The sequence below is a fragment of the Bradyrhizobium sp. CAR08 genome (genome assembly GCF_052871955.1).
In genome coordinates this window covers 37,569-56,547 of the sequence record NZ_JBIXJX010000003.1, presented here as the reverse complement: position 1 = coordinate 56,547, position 18,979 = coordinate 37,569, and the positions used below count along the sequence as shown (strand labels likewise).

Here is an 18,979-nt window from a genome sequence, read left to right as displayed (position 1 = left end):
CAGGACGATGTGGCTCAGACCGCCTTTTTGTTCTGACGGTTCTTGACGAGGTCGTCGACCACGCCGGGATCGGCCAGGGTCGAGGTGTCGCCCAGGCTGCCCGGTTCGTCCTCGGCGATCTTGCGCAGGATGCGGCGCATGATCTTGCCGGATCGGGTCTTGGGCAGGCCGGGCGAGAACTGGATCTGGTCGGGCGCAGCGATCGGGCCGATCTCCTTGCGCACCCAGGTGACGAGCTCCTTGCGTAGATCCTCGGTTGGCTCGATGCCGGCCATCAGGGTCACATATGCGTAAATGCCCTGACCCTTGATGTCGTGCGGGTAACCGACCACGGCGGCTTCCGAGACCTTCTCATGCGCCACCAGCGCGCTTTCGACTTCGGCGGTACCCATGCGGTGGCCGGAGACGTTGATGACGTCGTCGACGCGGCCGGTGATCCAGTAATAACCGTCCGCATCGCGCCGGCAGCCGTCGCCGGTGAAGTACTTGCCCTTGTAGGTCGAGAAATAAGTCTGCTCGAAGCGGGCGTGGTCGCCATAGACCGTGCGCATCTGGCCCGGCCATGACCGCGTCAGGCACAGATTGCCTGATGTCTCGCCGTCCAGCACGTTGCCGTCGGCGTCGACGATCTCAGGCACCACGCCGAAGAACGGCTGCGTCGCCGAGCCCGGCTTGAGCTTCGTGGCGCCGGGCAGCGGCGTGATCAAAATGCCGCCGGTCTCGGTCTGCCACCACGTATCGACGATCGGGCAGCGGTCGTCGCCGACGACGCGGTGATACCACTCCCAGGCTTCCGGATTGATCGGCTCGCCTACCGAGCCGAGCAGGCGCAGGCTGGCGCGCGAGGTCTTCTTCACGGGCGCGTCGCCGCTCTGCATCAGCGCGCGGATCGCGGTCGGCGCGGTGTAGAAGATGTTGACCTTGTGCTTGTCGATGACGTTCCAGAATCGCGAATTATCCGGGTAATTCGGCACGCCTTCGAACATCAGCGTGGTCGCGCCGTTGGCGAGCGGTCCGTACAGAATGTAGCTGTGGCCGGTGACCCAGCCGACGTCGGCGGTGCACCAGTAGATGTCGCCGTCGTGATAGTCGAAGACGTATTGATGCGTCATCGCGGCGAACACGAGATAGCCGGCGGAGGTGTGCAGCACGCCCTTGGGTTGGCCGGTCGAGCCCGAGGTGTAGAGGATGAACAGCGGATCCTCGGCGTGCATGTGCTCGACCGGGCACTCGGTCGTCACCATCTTGGCGGCGTCGTGGTACCAGAGGTCGCGCGAGGGATTCATTTCGACCGCGCCGCCGGTGCGCTTGACCACGACGACCCAGTCGACGCCGTCTGCCTTGGCGAGCGCCGCGTCGACATTGGCCTTCAGCGGCACCTTCTTGCCGCCGCGCAGGCCCTCATCGGCGGTGATGATCACCTTGGACTGGCAGTCGTTGATGCGCTGGGCGAGGCTGTCGGGCGAGAAGCCGGCGAACACCACGGAGTGAACCGCGCCGATCCGCGCGCAGGCCAGCATCGCGTAGGCCGCCTCCGGAATCATCGGCAGGTAGATGGTGACGCGGTCGCCCTTCTTGACGTTCCGGGTACGCAGGATGTTGGCCATCCGGCAGACCTCGTCGTGCAGCTCCTTGTAGGTGATGTGCCGGGATTGCGCGGGATCGTCGCCTTCCCAGATGATCGCGGTCTGGTTGGCACGATTGTGGAGATGCCGGTCGATGCAATTATGGGCGACGTTGAGGACGCCGTCCTCGAACCATTTGATGGAGATGTTGCCGGGCGCGAAGGAGACGTTCTCGATCTTGGTCGGCGCGTGCATCCAGTCGATGCGCTTGGCCTGCTCCGCCCAGAAACCGTTCGGGTCCGAGATCGAGCGGGCGTACATGTCCTTGTACTTGGCCTGGTCGACCCAGGCGCGCTTCGCCCATTCTGCGGGGACGTCGTAGATCTTCTCGGACATGTTTCCCTCCACATACGGCGAGCCGAGCACGGACCACTGGCGAGCCGACTTGATCGTTGAACCGATTATGCGTCGGGCTAACCGGACCCGACAAGGTGCACAAGCTGGACCTTCGGCGAGCAGCCTGCCATGCGGAGGATCAAGCCGTTTCGTGCGACTGTCGCAGTTTTGAAACAGGGCGACTGGCGGCTTTCGGGTCTTCACCCAGATCCTCGGAATGGGCCCGCGCAGAGCGCCATGCATTCAGCAGAGGTATTTAGAAACCGCCTCTCACTGATTCGGGACTCGCAATGCGGTTCGGAACACCCTAAATGGCCAACCCGGGTCCAACGAGACCCCTTGGAACAAAAATCAGAACAGCGGCATTGACCGACAACAGACAGGGCTAAGGCATAAGACTATGATGGATCAGCAGAATCTCGGGACGATACGGCCCGCTTCAGCCGATCCTGCAGCCATCGCGCTGGCCAAAGCCCTCGGACAATGGCCGAAACCGGCCGGTTCCGGCCGTCCCAGCCCGAAGAAAGTGTTCGACGCGGCGCCGGCAACGACGGTCGAGGCCCTCGCCAAGGAACTGGGCCTGCGGCTCGGCGACCAGAACGAGCTGACCATCCGCCGCGTCAGGCGCGGCAAGGGCTATTCGTTCGTGCGGCCTAACGGCGTCCACATCCGCGATGCCCGCACCATTCGGCGGCTGCATTCGATGGCGGTGCCGCCGGCCTATCGCGAGGTGCGCTACTCGGCCGATCCGAGTACGCATCTCCAGGCAGTGGGACGCGATGCCGCGGGCCGGCTGCAATATCGCTATCACGCCGATTGGGAGAAGGTCCGCGAGCAACGCAAGGCGCATCGCCTGGAAAAGCTCGTCGGCGCGCTGCCCAAGATCCGGCGCAAGGTCTCGGCGTTCCTGTCGGGCGACGAGCCGACCCGCGAGTTCGCGCTCTCCGCCGTCATCGAATTGATCGCGCGCACCGCGATCCGCCCCGGCAACGAATCCTATGCCCGTCTCAACGGCACCCGCGGCGCCACCACGCTGCTGAAGTCCAACGTCTCGCTGGAAGACGACAGCTTCGTGCTGACCTTCAAGGCGAAGGGCGGCAAGGCGGTGCGCAAGGAGTGCGACGCGGCCAAGCTCGTGCGCGCCATCGGGATCTTGCAGGGCGTTCCCGGCAAGCGCATGTTCCAGTATCGCGATCCCTATGGCATCGTGCGCGCGGTCAGCACCACGCAGGTGAACGCGTTTCTGCGCGAGATCGCCGGCATCAAGATCTCGCTGAAGGATTTCCGCACGCTGATGGCCTCTGCCGTCGTCGTGGAATCGCTGTCGCGGATCACGCCGGCGACCAGCCAGCGCGGCCGCAAGAAGCAGGTGCTGGAGGCGATCCGCGGCGCTGCCGACCAGCTCTCCAACACGCCGGCGATCTGCCGCAAGAGCTATGTTCACGATACCATCGTCACCGCGTTCGAGGACGGCATCCTGGAACGCTTCGCCGCGACCATGCAGGGCCAGCGCTCGCAGGCCAGGCGCGAGCAGCTTTTGCAGCAGGTGGTGGCGACCGCGGCGGTCTGACCTCGGCGTCGTTACGCCTTGTTGGAAACGCCGTTGTCGGGACCGGGATCGCCGCCCGCGGCTGCCGCCGTGAGCCGTCCCAGATAGTGCGCCCATCCCGTCGCGTGGGCGGCCGCCTGTTCCTCGGTCGGCAGCCCGCTATGGGTCATGCGCAGCAATGTGCCGCCGTCGCGTTCGATCAGGTCGATCTCGATCAGGCTCGAGCCGGGCGGCACTTCTTGGCCGCCCTCCCATCCGAACGTGTAGGCGAGCCGATGCACCGGCACGACTTCGCGGAATGCGCCGCGGGCAACGCCGCCCCGGGGGCCGATGCCTTTGAGCAGATACAGCCCGCCGGGATGTGGCTCCGTGGTCGCGTCGGAACCCATCCAGCTCAAAATCTTCTCGGGGTCGGTCAGGTAGGCGAAAACGGTGGCGCGTGGGGCCGCGATCTGGGTCTCGCGTCGCACTATGAACGGTTCGGTCATCGACGATCACCCCTGGGCTGACACTGGGACATGGCGGCGCTCGAGCGGCCCGTCAAGGATTGCCCGTGACAAAGACCGCCTGCGTTCGTCATGATCGGGCCATGCACCTCTCGCCGACGCTCGCCTGGCTTGTCGACGCCGCTGCCGATAGCACCGGGGCCGACCGCCTGCTCGCGGATCTCGGCGCACAACTGGTCGCCGACGGCGTGCCGCTTGCGGCAGGCAGCGTGACACTCGAGGTGCCACATCCGCTGATCGCGAAGCGGACATGGTTGTGGCGCGCGGAGAACGGCCGGGTGATCGAAGCGCTCGGCTTCGCACCAGGCGGCCTCGCGCCCGACCCGCCTAACGATGCCGGCCGCCGCTGGCTGCGCGACATCGCGAAGGGTGAAGTGCACGAGGATTTGGTCGGACGGCCCGACGGGCCGTTGCTCGGTTGGATCGGGCCGCGTCCGTTCACCGCGGACGAGACCGAGCAACTGCGCCAGGCCGCGCGCTTTGCCGCGACACCTCTTGCGGTGCTTGCCGCGCGTGCAACGTTGCGCGCGACGCTTGATGCCTATCTCGGCAAGCGCAGTGCGGAGCGGGTGCTGGCGGCACCCCTGCGGCGCGACCTCGGCGAGACCATACAGGCCGCGCTGCTCTATGCCGATTTGCGCAACTTCACGCTCCTGTCGGAAACCAATCCGCCTGCCGAGGTCATCGCGGCGCTCGATGCCTGGTTCGATCGCATCGCCGGCGCGGTCCACGCCTTCGGCGGCGAGGTGCTGAAATTCATCGGCGACGGTGTGCTCGCGATCTTTCCGGTGGTCGGGCCGTCACCGCGCCAAGCGTCCGATGCAGCTCTGCGTGCCGCGCGCGCAGCCGAAGCCGGGATGGTGTATCTCAACGCGGAGCGCCGTGCTCAAGGTCTGCCGCCGCTCGCGTTCGGCGCGGCGCTGCATCTCGGCGAGATGCTATGGGGCAATATCGGTGCCGCCAATCGGCTGGATTTCACCGCAATCGGTCCCGCCGTCAATCTCGCCAGCCGGCTCGAAGGATTGTGCAAGCCGCTCGGCAGAACCGTGCTGGTGTCGGGCGCGCTCGCCGCCGAGACCGACAGGCCTCTGATCGCGCTCGGATCGCATTCGCTGCGGGGCATCGCCTCGCCATGCGAGGTGTTTGCGCTGCCGGAGACGCAAGCTCCGATGTCGTAGCCCGCATGAGCGTAGCGACATGCGGGATAGCAGCAGTAGTCCTGGATATCGCTTCGCTCATCCGGGCTACAGCACCTAAGCCTACATCCCGCCCATCTTGCAGACGAGCTTCCATTCCTCGGCCGTCACCGGCTGCACCGAAAGGCGCGAATATTTCACCAGCGCCATGTCGGCGAGTTTCTTCTCGGCCTTGATCGCGGCCATCGTCACCGGAATCTTCAACGGCTTGTCGGCCTTGATGTCGACGCAGACGAATTTCTCGGTCTTGTCGGTCGGGTCGGGGTAGGCTTCCTTGATAATCTCCGCGATGCCGACGATCTCCTTGCCCTCGTTGGAATGATAGAAGAACGCCTTGTCGCCCTTCTTCATGGCGACGAGGTTCTGGCGCGCGGTGTAATTGCGCACGCCGGTCCAGGCTTCGCCCTTGGCGCCTTTCGCCACCTGCTGGTCCCAGGACCACACCGATGGTTCGGATTTCACCAGCCAGTACGCCATGTTCATTCCTCCGCCTTGAAAGGTCGCGTCATGAGCCCCGAGATCGCGGCGTCGATCGTGCTTCTGCCGGTCAGGATCGATGCGACGGCTTCCGATACTGGCATTTCGATGTTTTGCGAAGCCGCGAGCTCGATCAGTACCGGCGCGGTGAATTCGCCTTCGGCAAGCTTGCCGGCGGGCGGCTGCTCGCTGCGGCCAAGCGACAGGCCGAGCGCAAAATTGCGCGATTGTGGGCTCGAGCAGGTCAGGATCAGATCGCCGAGGCCAGACAAGCCCGTGAGTGTTTCGCTGCGTGCGCCGAGCGCGCGGCCGAGGCGTGTCAGCTCGGCAAAGGCGCGGGTGGTAAGTGCGGCCTGGGCGGAAGCGCCGAGCTTGCGCCCGACCGCGATGCCGACCGCGATCGCCAGCACGTTCTTGGCGGCGCCGCCGATCTCGACGCCGCGGACATCGGTGGAGTGATAGGGCCGGAACGTCGGCGAGCCCAGCGCCTGCACCAGGTGGCTCGCCAAGGCGTCGTCCTTTGCGGCCAGCGTCACCGCCGTCGGCAGGCCACGCGCGACATCGTCGGCAAAGCTCGGGCCCGACAGGATCGCCGGCTGCGCGTGAGGCGCGGCCTCGGCGATCACGTCGGTCATGAATTTATGGGTGCCGTGCTCGATGCCCTTGGCGCAGGCAATGATCGGCACCGGCTTTTCCAGGTGCGAGGCGAGCATGTTGACAGCACCGCGCAGATGCTGCGCGGGCACTGCGATCAGCAGCATGTCCGCGCGTGCGGCGAGGGCCAGGTCGCTCGTGACGATGATCTCCGGCGCAAGCCGCACGCCCGGCAGCCGCGGATTGTCGCGGCTCGATGCGATTCGCGTCGCGTGCTCGGAATTGCGCGCACACAGCGTCACGTTCCGTCCGGCCCGCGCCGCCACCATCGCCAGCGCCGTGCCCCAGGCGCCCGCGCCGATCACCGCGACAGATCGGAACGCTGTCATTGCTAGAATCCCGCGCGTGTCTTGCCGTATCCGGCCGGTGCCGTCGCGTTCGCATCGAGCAGCCAGCGCGCGCGAGGCTGTGCTTCCATCGTGTCGGTCATGCCGAGCGCGAGACGTTCCGCGCCGGCCCAGGCGATCATTGCACCATTGTCGGTGCAGAGCGCCGGCGGCGGCATGATCAATTGTGTTCCGGCTTTCCTCGCAACGTCATGCAGCGCGCCGCGGATCGCCTGATTGGCGGCGACACCGCCGGCCGCCACCAGCGCACGCGGTGCACCGAACTGCTCGCGGAAGAGTTTCAGGCCGACGCTCAGCCGGTCGGCGGTGGAGTCGAGCACGGCGGCCTGGAAGCTCGCGCAGAGATCGTTGACGTCCTGCGGTGTGATCTCGGCCAACCGGCTTGCTTCGTTGCGCACCGCTGTCTTCAATCCCGAGAGTGAGAAGTTGGCGTCGGGGCGTCCCTGCAGCGGCCGCGGAAACGCAAATCGCGCGGCATCGCCGTTGGCTGCCGCGCGCTCGACCTGCGGGCCACCCGGATAGGGCAGCCCCAGCATCTTCGCCACCTTGTCGAAGGCTTCGCCGATCGCATCGTCGACGGTGGTGCCGAGCCGCACATACTGTCCGACGCCGGTGACGGCAACGATCTGGGTATGGCCGCCCGAGGCGAGAAACAGGCAATAGGGAAATTCGAGTGCGTCGGTCAGGCGCGGTGTCAGCGCATGCGCTTCCAGATGGTTCACCGCGACCAGCGGCGTGTCGTGCACCATCGCGATCGCCTTCGCGGTGGTGAGCCCGACGATGACGCCGCCGATCAGTCCCGGGCCCGCGGCGGCCGCGACACCGTCGAGCTGGGCGAAGTCGATGCCGGCCTCAGTCATGGCGCGGTCGATGATGCCGTCGAGCAGGTCGACATGGGCGCGGGCCGCGATCTCCGGTACCACGCCGCCGAAACGGGCATGCTCCTCGACCTGCGACCACACGATATTGGACAGGATCTTGCCGCTGCCGTCAGGCGCACGCTCGATCACCGCCGCGGCGGTCTCGTCGCAGGTGGTTTCGATGCCCAGTACCAGCATTGGCGAATTGTTATCCAATTTGCGCCCTTCCCGCCCCCTTGCGCTCATCCGCAAAGCAGAGTTCTGGTACGTCCGGTAGCATTCTGGGGTCGGCCAACGCAATCGTCACGCGCGGCCGTTCCTCGTGAAAGCGCCACCGCCACGTGGTTCGGGAACACAAGCGATGTCCATTCTTGTCACACGGCCGCATCCCGACAATGAGGCGACGTCGGAAAATCTGCGGGCACGGGGTCATGTGGTGCTGCTCGCGCCGGTGCTCAAGTTCGAGCCGGTCGCCTTCCATGGCGAGAGTGAAACGAGCTACAGCGCCGTCATTGTCACATCGGCCAATGCGATTCGTGGCGTCGCATCGCAATTACCGGACCTTGGTCTGTTGGAGCTGCCGCTGTTTGCCGTCGGCGAGCACACCGCCGCCGCCGGGCGCGATGCCGGTTTTGCCGAGGTGATCGTCGCCGGTGGCGATGCCGCTGCCCTGCGCGACAAGGTGATGCAGAGCGCGCGCGACAAGCGGCTGAAGAAAAAGAGCACGTTGCTCTATCTCGCGGGCGCGGATCTGTCGCGCGACCTCGGCGGGGAGCTGGGCGCCGAAGGCTTCAACGTCATCACGCAGACGACCTATCGAATGGCGCCGGTCAAGCTGTTGCCGCGCGATGTCTGTGAGGGCTTTGCCGCCCATGGGATCGAGGCGGTGCTGCACTACTCCCGGCGCAGCGCGCGGGCTTTCCTGGAGGCCGCGCGGGCGGAAGGTGTCGAAATCTCGGCTCTGGCGATCCCGCAGTGCTGCCTTTCCGAGACGGTCGCAGGCGTACTGCGCGAGGCCGGTGCCTCGCAGGTTCTGGTGGCGGCGACGCCGGACGAAAATGCCTTATTTGACACCTTGGAGCGTGCTTTGCGTACCCGTTTGGCGTAAGAGGTCGGGCCGAATCCGACGCAATCGGGTCCGTTCGTTCAGGGCAGGTAAGTGTGAGGAACCGTCACGATGGCCGACGACAAGCCTGAAGACGCAGGATTGGCTCCCGAGTCCGGCCGCGCCAAGCGCATCCCGCCCACCATCGACCTCGAGGCGACGGAAGTCTCGACCCAGCCGCAGCAGGTGACGGGCGAGCCTGAGGCTGGGGCAGCGACCGAACAGGCCGCGCATGAGCAAGCCAAATCTGAAGAGGGCAAGTCTCAAGAGGAAAAGTCTCAAGAGGTAAGGTCCGAAGAAGCTATTGCCGCGCCGCAGCCCGAACCTGCCGAAGAAGAGTCTTCCGTTGCGTCCGCGTCGGTATCGCCGTCGATTTCACCCTGGGTTATCGCTCCGTTCTCCGGCGCCGTCGCAGCCGCAATCGTGATCGCGGTCGGCTGGATGCTGGGCTGGCCTGCCGTGCAGGCGCCGCCGGCTGCTCCGCAAGTGACGGGCGCAACCGTCGAGGCGCTGAGCGGGCGCGTGGCCGCGGTCGAAGCCAAGGCGGGCAAGCCGGCCGCCGATCCGGCCATGGTGGCGCGGATCGATGCGCTGGAGAAATCCGCAACGAGCCTGCGCAGCGAGATCGCCAATCTGCGCGCACAATCCGACAAGACTACGAGCGCCCTGAACGACGCGACATCGGCGCCGCGCGCTGCCGCGCCCGATCTTGCCGCTCTCAACGACCGCCTCGCTCAGCTCGAACGTGCCAGCAAGACCGAACGTGCGGAACTCGCACAGCAAAGCGAGAAGATCGCCGACGCGAAAACGATGGACGACAAGCCGCTGCGCCATGTGGTGGCGGCGGCCCTGCTCGACGTCGCCGTTCGCCACGGCGATGCCTACGAGTCGCAGCTCGCTGCCGCGCGGTCGCTGGCAGCAAAGCCGGAGATGCTGAAGCCGCTCGACACCTTTGCGTCGTCAGGCATTCCGACGCCGGTCGCCTTGAGTCGCGAGCTCCTCAACATCGTGCCAAAATTGTCGCCGCCGGCGGAAGCTCCGGCCAGCGGCACCGGAATCGTCGAGCGCCTTCAGGCGGGGGCGTCGAAACTCGTCCGCATCGAGCGTACCGACGGGGTCGGCAACGATCGCGGCGCGATCGTCGCGCGGGTGACGGCGGCTGCGTTGCGCAACGATTTCGTCGAGGCGCGGCGCGAGTTGAAAACGCTGCCCGAGGCCGATCGTGCACCGGCGCAAGCCTGGCTCGACAAGACCGATGCCCGTGACGCCGCGCTCGCCGCGTCACGCAAATTCGCCGACGCCGCCATGGCGGATCTCGTCAAGCCTGGTCAATAAAGGTTCGCGCAACAATCAGCGCGTATAGGGATCGTCATGCTTCGCATCGTCCTCTTCCTCGTTCTGATCGCACTGGCGGCGGCCGGCGCGGCCTGGGTTGCCGATCAGCCCGGCGACCTCGTCCTGACTGCGGGCGCTTTCCGCGCCACAACGACGCTTCCCCGCTTCGTGTTCTTGCTTGGTCTCTTTGCCGCAGCAGTCGTGCTGGTCTGGAGCCTGCTGACGATGGCCTGGCGCGCTCCGGGGCGTCTGCGCCGCCGTCGTCACGAAAAGCGCCATGCTCGCGGCCGCCACGCCATCACCCACGGCCTGCTTGCGATCGGCCATGGCGACACCGCGCTTGCCCGTCGCCACGCCGATACCGCGCGGCGGCTGGCTGCAAACGATCCGCTCGCGCTTCTCTTGCATGCGCAATCGGCGCAGCTCGAGGGCAATCGCGACGAGGCCCAGCGCGTCTTCCGTGCCATGGCCGAGCGCGAGGACACGCGCCTGCTCGGCCTGCGCGGCCTGTTCATCGAGGCGCAGCGCGCCGACGATGCGGTCGGCGCCGTGATGATCGCCGAGGAAGCGATCAAGCTGTCGCCGTCCTCGACCTGGGCCTCGCATGCGGTGCTCGGCTTCCGCTGCGCGCGCGGCGACTGGAGCGGCGCGCTCGCGATCCTCGATTCGAATCTGTCCGCGGGCCTGATCGACAAGCAGGCCTATCGCCGCCAGCGCGGCGTGCTGCTCGCCGCCCGCGCCCTGGAATTGGAAACAATGGACCGCGACGTCGCGCGCGAGAGCGTGATGCAGGCGGTCAAGCTCGCGCCGACCCTGGTTCCGGCCGCAGTGCTCGCTGCAAAATTCGAGAGCGAGGCGCATCAGGTGCGCCGCGCCATGAAGCTGGTGGAAACCGCCTGGCTCGCCAATCCGCATCCTGATCTTGCGGATGCCTATGCGCATGTGAAGCTCGGCGATTCCGCGCGGCAGCGCCTGCAGCGGGTCGAGACGCTTGCGGCCAAGATTTCTGCCGACAAGGCTGGCTATATCGAGGGCCAGCTGGCGATCGCGCGCGCCGCGATCGATGCGTCCGAGTTTGCCCGTGCGCGCGCGGTGCTGGCGCCTTACGTCAACGATCCCACCCAGCGCGTGGCGTTGCTGATGGCCGAGATCGAGCGGACCGAGCATGGTGACGGCGGCCGGGCCCGCGCCTGGACCTTGCGCGCGGTGCGCGCCCGCCATGATCCGGCCTGGACTGCGGACGGTTATGTCAGCGACCGCTGGCGTCCGGTTTCCCCGGTCACCGGCCGTCTTGACGCCTTCCAGTGGCAAACGCCAGTCGCGAGTCTTCCTTCCGACAAAGGCGCCATGATCGAATCCTCGGCCTTCGAGGAAGCGATGCTGGCGGCTCCGCCGCCGAAGCGGGTGACGGCGGCCCCGAGCGAGAGCCCGGTGGAACCGGCTGTCATGGCGCCGGATCCGGTGCCCGCTCCGCAGGACAATTCGCCGCCCCTTGCGGACGAGGAAATCTCAAAGGAAATCGCCGGGGAAACTGTCAAGGAAACAGCCAAGGAAGAGCCGGTCGTCACGCCCGCCGAGCCGGTCAAACCGGCCCCTGAGATCGCCGAATCATCGTCCGCGGCGGCGACGCCGGTGTTCCGGACCCGCGCCGATCTCGGCAAGCCGGCACCAGCGCCTATTCCCGCCGTCATCCCGATCGTCCGCGCGCCTGATGATCCCGGGATCGATGACGAGGGTCCGAGCGATGAATTTACGGAACAAATCGGCACGCCCAGGGACCACGCAAAGGCCCAGGCCGGCGGCTGGCGCGGATTCTGGTCTCGCTGGGGCGGGTGAGCGGCATTTGGGAGCCGGCGCCACCTTGCCAATTCGGGCCATGCCCGATATCAGGAGCGCGCGTAACGGGACCGGCCTCGCGCGGGCCCCGGCAAGGTTCGCCGCAATAGCTCAGTTGGTAGAGCACGTCATTCGTAATGACGGGGTCGGGGGTTCGAATCCCTCTTGCGGCACCAGCGCCCCAGTGTCCGGCCCGAAGACATGGGTAACGGAACGTACCTAAGACATGGGTGACAGCCTCGCGCCGAACGGGTGTCGAGAGGTTGCAGGCGTCTGCTTCAGGTGCAGCGCGTCTCGCGCGGCGGTTATTAGCTTGCGGTCATCATCCGTCGCCATTGCATCGATCCTCGCTATCACCGCCGGGCATGCACTATCGCTGCGGATGAATTTCAAAGAACGCGTGCAGGCGCTCGGCAGGATCGGCTTTCATTGAGTACGGCCGACGGCCTGCCTTTGATACAGCTTCGTCCAATTGGGCAAACCGTGTTGCCCGCGCTTCAAGGTGATGCTTTTGACTATCTTGGTCGAGATTTGCGGGCAGAGAGATCATGGATCGAACGTTTGCAGCAAACGCTTTTCCGGCTGTCCTTTCACCGGCTCGGGCAATAACTTCTAGATCGACATGTATGTCGGCCAAGTTATAGGCGCTGATCTTTCCCCCGACGTTATCAGCAATTCTTTCGATTGTTTCTGCGCAGGTCTGCGCGATGTCGGGCCAGCCTTTGTCGAGCGCATCGAGTCCAAAGACCGCAAGATTGGCCGTCGCGTCGGACAAGTGGTGTCCCTTTGCAGGACGATCAGCAGGAAAAAATCCTCCCACCCAAGTTATGAGTGGCTTTAGGTCATCCACAACCGTCGAGATAAATTCCTCTGCACCTGAAGGTGGATGCGCGATCTGGCGCATGAGCACTTTCAGAATCGCATCGAGGGAGTCCAGCACCCATTTGGCCAATAGGGTGCCTTGAAAATCGATACTCGACAGGCGTCGGTAATGCCCGCGGACTTCTTCCGCGGCCTCAGATAGATCGGCGAAGGGATCGTTCCATGGCCGCTCTGGATCAACCTTGATCTTTGCCGCGATGCTTTCGACCAGCGCCGGGATGCTAGCTTCAAAGCCGAGTGCGTAAGCCGGGAAAACGTGTAAACGGCGTTTACCTGCGGCGTCAGCCAATATCTCGGACGGAATTAGTTCGGAAATTTGGTCTAACGTCGATTTTAGCGACCCTACTTCGAACAAGTCGTTCTCGATTTCAAAACGGACCGCGAAAAGAATGGCTTCAAACGAGCGGAACACCGAAATCTGATCCGACTTACCGTATCCATCCACAGCAATGTCAAAGAGCGCCTCGTTCGCCTCCATTGTTGTTTCCGTAGAGCCCACATCAGTCGAGCGGTTTTGAAGCACGGCTCCGAAACTGGAAATAGCACGCAATTTTGCGTCGGGCATGTTGGCCGCAAGCACCAAACGCGCCGCGCGGTGAAGGTAAAAGCAAGCACTATAGGCCAGCGGCGCTACTCTCTGCTCTGCCGCGCCGGGCGCGACAACAGACATAGCCTGCAATGTCATCCGGCCCATTGACGAGATTGAATGTTGCACAACTCGCTCGTTCTTGGCGGCAATCGCGTCCTCTATGATGTGCAGTATGCTCTCGTAGATGGGATTCAATACGTCCGATACGTCGCTTAGGTATCCAGCAAATGGAAATTTGGGATCTACATGAAGCGTTATGCTCTTCTTTCGTAGGTCTGAGTATTCGGTAGCGATAGTTTCAAGCGCGCCGAGGGTTTCGATGGTCGCATTCGAGTCGCGGCGAGCAATGAAACGGTGCGCAAATTCCTCAAGTTGCGCAATCGAGTGTTGGAGTCCTTGAGGTAAGCGCGTGCGCACAATTGTTTGTGCGTGGAGTGTCTGATCCATCTTACTCGGCGCGCCGTTAGCAACGACTTGAATTGCGACCACCTTCTCAGCAGCTCGTCCTATCCTGCGAATCTGCGCGCTGCTGACCCGTACGATTTGTCGGATGGCCGACTCTGGTGCAAGCAGGTTAAGTGTTGAAACGTAGAAGCGGCGCAGAGCATCGAATGATATTCCAAGAAGAAGGAATTGCAGCACCAGGGACATCTTCGGATCGAGCCGGACGGACCACCGCGTCCCCAGCAAGAGCGAGAGCATCGTAGTCGCCACCAAAATCAAAAAAACGCCGAGAAGAGCACGATCCTTAGCGAACTGCTGCAAAACAGAGATAGAAAATAATTCGGCGGCGCGTTGCGCAGGAATAATTGAAAGAGACAAAACTAGCGCAAGCGCAGCGCCAATTATTTGGGCGGCGGCTAAGTGCATCTCACTTGCTTTGATATCCGTGCTGTCAGCGATGGTGTAGAAGAGCACCGAGATTATCACGGACACAATTGTCGCGAGGAGCGTTGATCCTTTGGAGGCGACTTGCTGGATCGTTCGTTGCAGGCGCAGGTCTGTAGACAGTAGCGCTTTGATGTACGTCGCATGGGCACGACGGCGGTACCCAAGGGCGACGCGGCCGAATTTGTGCCATCGCGACTCGCTAATTGGGTCGCTCAGCTTTGTGGGTGGTTCAGAGGTTCGCCCTAGCGGACTAGAGCGGGGTGCTTCCGCACGATGACCATCCCGAGCGGCAGTTGACTGCGGGCGAGACGGTGTAGACTCGCCTTCCTTCATATGTGGAAAGACCTTATGCATTAGACAATTCGAAGATCAGCGAGGACGGCCAACTATAGTTGTCGTTCGCAGCGTCCACAACTATCGCACAGAGAGCTGCCGTTCCATCGCAACGGACGCGTTCGGGATCGAGCGCCACCCTGAGTGATCGTGATCACATAAACTCGCAATCGGCTCCCCTAGTGTCCAGCTCACGCCAAACACGGGGAGATTTCATATGCGCAAGATCATTCTGGTGACCGCCATGGTGCTGGTCTCTGCCTCTGCCCAGGCCGGAGGCCCGCGCAGCCTGTCGCTGTCCGCGGTGAGCGAGCCGGCTTCGGTTCAGCAAACGGCGCCGGCGCTTGCTGCCGCGCCGACGCAGGTGAGCGAAGCAGCGCCTGCCGCCGAGGCTCCGAAATATCTCGATCGCCCGCCGGCGGTGTCGCTCAATGCGCCCGCGGCGGTTGCCACACCCACGACCACGACGGCCTCAGCGCCCGCGACGACGACGCAACCCGCCGCGAAGACAACGGCCAAGGCAGACAAGCCGAAGCACAAGCGCAGCTGGACCGAAGGCCGCATCATCAGCGAGCTGCATCGCCATGGCATCTACTGGTAAGATGCCCGCTCTCAAAAGGATATGGCCGGGACAAGCCCGGCCATCACGCGAGAGTTTTGAATCTGATCGGGCGCGCTACTGCGAAACCGTCTGCACCACGCTCCCGATCGGACGCGCGCTCGAGGTCGGCACCTTTAGGTCCTTCAGCAGCGCCTCGTCATATTCCGGCAGCGACTGGAGGGTCGTCTTGGCCTTTATCTGCACGATCTTGTAGCCGCCGGCCTTCAGCCGCGCGAGCAGCGCGGGCATGGCTTCGCCGGTGTGCTTCTGGAAGTCGTGCATCAGGATGATGCCCTTGCCGAGCTTGTCGAGCCTGGTCATCACGGTCTCGATGATCTTCTCCGGCGTGGCGCCCTTCCTGAAATCGAAGGAGTCGATGTCGGTCGAGAACATCGCGACGTTTCGGGTGCCGAAATAGCTCACGATCGCCGGATTGTGCTGGAGCTGCGGGAAGCGGAAGAACGGCGCCGGGTTGGTGCCGAGCGCGTATTTCACCGCGCTAATGCCCTTTTCGACCTCGTCCTTGGCCATCTGCTCGGTCATCTTCTTGCCGTTCAGATTGACGTGCGACCAGGTGTGCGTGCCGACCGTATGGCCCTGGGCCAGCACCTGGCGCAGGATCTCCGGGTGGTAGGTCGCATGCTTGCCGACCGAGAAGAACAGGCCCTTGGCGCATTCGTCCGCGAGCGCCTTCAGTACGGCGGGCGTGTTGACCGGCCAGGGGCCGTCGTCGAACGTCAGCACGACCTCCTTGTCGGTGAGGAAGTCGAACTGCTTGAAATGATCGAAGCCGAAGCCCGGACCGCCGGTGGTGTCGATCTCGACCACGCGGGAGACGCCGAGCGCGTTGGGATTGGCGCAGGTCGATTTCTGCTGAACCGGCATCGGCGCGGGTGCGGGCGCCGGGGCGGCTGCCGCCGGCTTGGCCGCAATCGCGGCCGTGGTCGCGACGTCGTCCTTGGCGGCGAGCTTCGCCTGTGCCGGCAATGGATCGGCGGCACGGGCGGCAATCGTCTTGGGAGCGGCCTGGTCGGCGCGCGAGGAATAATAAAACCAACCGCCGGCGGCAATCACGACCGCCGCAACTACACTGGCCAGCATCAGGCCCAACGCATTACGCATCGCCATTCTTTCCAATTACGCAACCAAACCGGCGGAATTTCCCGCTCGACGAGCCATTAATGCGAAGGAACAGTTAACGTGACACCAACACGACAGCGGATATGGAGGAATTTCAGCGAGGTGCGCCAGCGTGACCGAGGTCACAGAGGGTGAGCCTCCCGTGACCGTCATCACAGTCGGAACTGTTTTGCTGGAGCATGGTCAATCCCATCAACAACGGCGGGCCCGCTTCCGCGGTGCCAATGGGAGCTTCAAATGACCAACTCGCTGAACATCAAGTCCTTAAGTAGCAAGATCCGCGACGTCAGCCTGGCTCTGGGCTTTGCCGCCATCCTCTCGATCGCCTCGACCGGCTCGAGCTTCGCCTTCTCGTCCGAAGCGCAGCAGCAGTGCACCGGCGACGCTTTCCGCCTGTGCTCGTCGGAAATCCCGAACATCCCGAAGATCACGGCGTGCATGATGAAGCATCGTTCGGATCTGAGCGCCGGTTGCCGTGCGGTGATGGACAAGGATCTCGCCAAGGGCGGCGCGTCACGCAAGGTCGCTGACGCCCAGGACAGTCAATAAGAGTCGATCAGTAACAGCAACGATAGCGTCGTTGCGTCGGTTAGCTCCCCTCGCGATGTGCCCCGGCGTGATGCCGGAGCGCCGCGGCGGCGCAAGCCCGTCTGCCAATAAAGCCGTTGCGGCTTCGGGATCGTCGCTCTAGCTTCGCCCGCACATCTTCCGGGTAAGAGGCATTACGCGATGACCAGATTTCTTTGCATCATTCCATTGATCCTGTTTGCATCGACTGCGTCAGCGCAGCAGCCCGGTCACGACGCCTGCGCGCGCGACGTCACGCGCTTCTGCCGTCCGGTGATGAACAATGGCGATGGCGCCGTGCTCGCCTGCCTCAAGCAGAACCGTACGCGGCTCACCAAGGGCTGCGACAAGGTGCTGACGGATCACGGGCAGTAAGACGTCGCTACGGACTCGCAAAACCTAAGTGCTGCTTCCCGCCGCAGTGGCGACCACGGGCAGCACCTCACTTGCTGCCTGGTCCGGCGTCTCCTCTTTCCAGCGCACCGAGCCGAACGGACGCTCGAGCATGCGGCGGATCCGCACCGGATCCGGGCCGATGTGGAAATCGATCGCCTCCTGATGCAGCGCGCGTTCGGACTGGGTCGAGCGGTTGCGCTGGCGCAGATAGTCGAGCCAGGTCGGGCAATGATAGCGCTCGGTCCACAATTCGGGATCGGCGATGTCGCGCGCGATCGACCAGCCATAGGCGCCGTTGCGCTGGCGAGAGAGCTGCACGTCCTGCATCACGTTGTGAAAGGCGCGGGCGTTCTCTTGGGCGACGCGGTATTCGATCTCGACCACCAGCGGCCCGCTGCGCGCCGTGAGCGACAATTTGACTTCCGGATCGGCCAGCAGATCGGCGTCTTCGTTGCGGGCGCCGACGCGCGGCATCGTGAGCCAGATTCCGAGCACCGGCGAGATCAGCATCAGGCCGGCGGCCGTCAGCAGCGCGACCTCGACGCCGGCATAGTCGGTGAGATGGCCCCAGCCCCAGGCGCCGATCGCGATGCCGCCGGAAATCGAGGCTTGGAACGCCGCGAGCGAGCGGCCGGCGACCCAGCGCGGCGCCGAGAGCTGCACGCCGATATTGAACAGCGCGATGGCGGCCATCCAGACCGCGCCGGCGAGCACCAGCGCAGCCGCGGTCAGCACCGGCTCGGTGCTCACGGCGAGAGCGGCCATCGCAAACGCCATCGAGATGGTGCAGGCGCGGATCGCGGCTTCGCCGCTCATGCGCTTGCGCAATTCGTGGATGTTGAGCGCGCCGATCACAGCGCCCATTCCGAAGGCGCCGAGCATGATGCCGTAGGTTTGCGCGCCGCCATGCAGCAGATCACGTGCGACCAGCGGCATCAACGCCATGATGGCACCGCCAATCAGGCCCATCACCAGCGTGCGCAACAGCACGATCTTGATCGGCGGCGAATTGGTGATGTAGCGGAAGCCCGATACCATGGCGCGGTTGAGCTTCTCCCGCGGCAGGCGCGAGGGTTCGGTGTTGCGCCGCCAGAGCAGCAGCACCACCAACAGCGGCAAATAGAGGATCGCGTTACACGCGAACGCCGCGACAGCACCGAGTGCGGCGACGATGACACCGCCGACCGCAGGGCCGAAGCTGCGGGCGATGTTGTAGCTGATGCCGTTCAGCGCGACGGCTGACGGCAGTGCATCGGGCGGCACCTGCTCGCTGACCGAGGACTGCCAGGCCGGACCGAACAGTGCGTTGCCGCTGCCGACCACGAAGCAGAAGGCGAGCAGCGTTTCCGGGGAAATGAAGTTGAGCCAGGCCAGGACCGTGAGTGCGGTCGCGCCAGTCAGCGCGATCATGAGCGCGATCAGGGTGACGATACGGCGGTCATACATGTCGGCGATGGCGCCCGCCGGCATCGAGATCAGCATGATCGGCAGCATCAGGGCGGTCTGTACCAGCGCCACCTTGTCCGCCGAGGCCGCCATCTGCGTCATCGCCCAGGCGGCGCCCACGCCCTGGATCAGCAGGCCGAGATTGGAGAGCAGGCTGGCGAGCCAGATGCGCCGGAACACGGTGTACCGTAGCGGCGCCATGATGCCGTCGGCGTCAATTTTCTGACGGTTCGTCTGCTCGGTCATATCCCCTTCCAAATGGGCTGGCAGAAGTGGCGTCGGCGTGGTCTTTGGGCGATTTCGGCAAG

The 18,979-nt window shown here is 64.3% G+C and carries 16 protein-coding genes and 1 tRNA gene; 9 read left to right on the top strand and 8 right to left on the bottom strand.

The window, feature by feature from the left end:
• Positions 1–14 precede the first annotated feature (14 nt).
• A complete protein-coding gene (acs, locus tag ACIPUD_RS07705; RefSeq protein WP_166517635.1) occupies positions 15–1,961 on the bottom strand; it encodes an acetate--CoA ligase in 1,947 nt (648 codons plus the stop codon).
• A gap of 400 nt (positions 1,962–2,361) precedes the next feature.
• Between acs and ACIPUD_RS07700 the strand changes: the two genes are divergently transcribed.
• Positions 2,362–3,531 (top strand): DNA topoisomerase IB, encoded by a 1,170-nt coding sequence (locus ACIPUD_RS07700; RefSeq protein ID WP_085349210.1) that lies wholly within the window; start codon positions 2,362–2,364, stop codon positions 3,529–3,531.
• A gap of 11 nt (positions 3,532–3,542) precedes the next feature.
• On the opposite strand, the gene ACIPUD_RS07695 is transcribed toward ACIPUD_RS07700, so the two are convergent.
• On the bottom strand, positions 3,543–3,998 hold the full coding sequence (locus ACIPUD_RS07695) for an SRPBCC family protein (protein ID WP_018459696.1): 456 nt from the start codon (positions 3,996–3,998) through the stop codon (positions 3,543–3,545).
• Positions 3,999–4,099: 101 nt separating this feature from the next.
• Between ACIPUD_RS07695 and ACIPUD_RS07690 the strand changes: the two genes are divergently transcribed.
• Positions 4,100–5,194, top strand: coding sequence for an adenylate/guanylate cyclase domain-containing protein (locus ACIPUD_RS07690; RefSeq protein WP_166520814.1), 1,095 nt, complete (start codon positions 4,100–4,102; stop codon positions 5,192–5,194).
• Between the two features lie 81 nt (positions 5,195–5,275).
• Here ACIPUD_RS07690 and ACIPUD_RS07685 read toward each other — a convergent pair whose 3' ends face one another.
• The 3 genes from ACIPUD_RS07685 to tsaD are packed head-to-tail and all read right to left on the bottom strand — an operon-like array spanning position 5,276 to position 7,748.
• Positions 5,276–5,689, bottom strand: a complete 414-nt coding sequence (locus ACIPUD_RS07685; protein WP_026233864.1) for an EVE domain-containing protein — start codon at positions 5,687–5,689, stop codon at positions 5,276–5,278.
• A gap of 2 nt (positions 5,690–5,691) precedes the next feature.
• The gene (locus ACIPUD_RS07680) at positions 5,692–6,672 is read right to left on the bottom strand and encodes an NAD(P)H-dependent glycerol-3-phosphate dehydrogenase (protein WP_018459699.1); all 981 of its coding nucleotides are present in this window, start codon (positions 6,670–6,672) and stop codon (positions 5,692–5,694) included.
• 2 nt (positions 6,673–6,674) lie between these two features.
• On the bottom strand, positions 6,675–7,748 hold the full coding sequence (gene tsaD, locus ACIPUD_RS07675) for a tRNA (adenosine(37)-N6)-threonylcarbamoyltransferase complex transferase subunit TsaD (RefSeq protein WP_018459700.1): 1,074 nt from the start codon (positions 7,746–7,748) through the stop codon (positions 6,675–6,677).
• A 163-nt stretch (positions 7,749–7,911) separates the two neighbouring features.
• Between tsaD and ACIPUD_RS07670 the strand changes: the two genes are divergently transcribed.
• From ACIPUD_RS07670 to ACIPUD_RS07655, 4 genes are all read left to right on the top strand, one after another.
• A complete protein-coding gene (locus ACIPUD_RS07670; RefSeq protein WP_085359617.1) occupies positions 7,912–8,658 on the top strand; it encodes a uroporphyrinogen-III synthase in 747 nt (248 codons plus the stop codon).
• A gap of 69 nt (positions 8,659–8,727) precedes the next feature.
• Positions 8,728–9,990, top strand: coding sequence for a COG4223 family protein (locus ACIPUD_RS07665; RefSeq protein WP_446480339.1), 1,263 nt, complete (start codon positions 8,728–8,730; stop codon positions 9,988–9,990).
• A gap of 36 nt (positions 9,991–10,026) precedes the next feature.
• Positions 10,027–11,826, top strand: coding sequence for a heme biosynthesis HemY N-terminal domain-containing protein (locus ACIPUD_RS07660; RefSeq protein ID WP_446480338.1), 1,800 nt, complete (start codon positions 10,027–10,029; stop codon positions 11,824–11,826).
• 100 nt (positions 11,827–11,926) lie between these two features.
• Positions 11,927–12,002, top strand: a tRNA-Thr gene (locus tag ACIPUD_RS07655).
• Between the two features lie 194 nt (positions 12,003–12,196).
• On the opposite strand, the gene ACIPUD_RS07650 is transcribed toward ACIPUD_RS07655, so the two are convergent.
• The gene (locus ACIPUD_RS07650) at positions 12,197–14,215 is read right to left on the bottom strand and encodes a hypothetical protein (protein WP_157643122.1); all 2,019 of its coding nucleotides are present in this window, start codon (positions 14,213–14,215) and stop codon (positions 12,197–12,199) included.
• A gap of 523 nt (positions 14,216–14,738) precedes the next feature.
• Here ACIPUD_RS07650 and ACIPUD_RS07645 point away from each other — a divergent pair.
• Positions 14,739–15,122 carry a hypothetical protein gene (locus tag ACIPUD_RS07645; RefSeq protein WP_085348532.1) on the top strand — a complete coding sequence of 128 codons (384 nt, stop codon included), beginning with the start codon at positions 14,739–14,741 and terminating at the stop codon, positions 15,120–15,122.
• A gap of 75 nt (positions 15,123–15,197) precedes the next feature.
• Here ACIPUD_RS07645 and ACIPUD_RS07640 read toward each other — a convergent pair whose 3' ends face one another.
• The gene (locus ACIPUD_RS07640; protein ID WP_446480337.1) at positions 15,198–16,244 is read right to left on the bottom strand and encodes a polysaccharide deacetylase family protein; all 1,047 of its coding nucleotides are present in this window, start codon (positions 16,242–16,244) and stop codon (positions 15,198–15,200) included.
• A 255-nt stretch (positions 16,245–16,499) separates the two neighbouring features.
• Between ACIPUD_RS07640 and ACIPUD_RS07635 the strand changes: the two genes are divergently transcribed.
• On the top strand, positions 16,500–16,811 hold the full coding sequence (locus tag ACIPUD_RS07635) for a hypothetical protein (RefSeq protein WP_018459734.1): 312 nt from the start codon (positions 16,500–16,502) through the stop codon (positions 16,809–16,811).
• A 180-nt stretch (positions 16,812–16,991) separates the two neighbouring features.
• Positions 16,992–17,204 (top strand): hypothetical protein, encoded by a 213-nt coding sequence (locus ACIPUD_RS07630; RefSeq protein WP_018459735.1) that lies wholly within the window; start codon positions 16,992–16,994, stop codon positions 17,202–17,204.
• A 24-nt stretch (positions 17,205–17,228) separates the two neighbouring features.
• Here ACIPUD_RS07630 and ACIPUD_RS07625 read toward each other — a convergent pair whose 3' ends face one another.
• Complete coding sequence (locus ACIPUD_RS07625) at positions 17,229–18,917, bottom strand: MFS transporter (protein WP_018459736.1); 1,689 nt, start codon at positions 18,915–18,917, stop codon at positions 17,229–17,231.
• Positions 18,918–18,979: the final 62 nt, after the last annotated feature.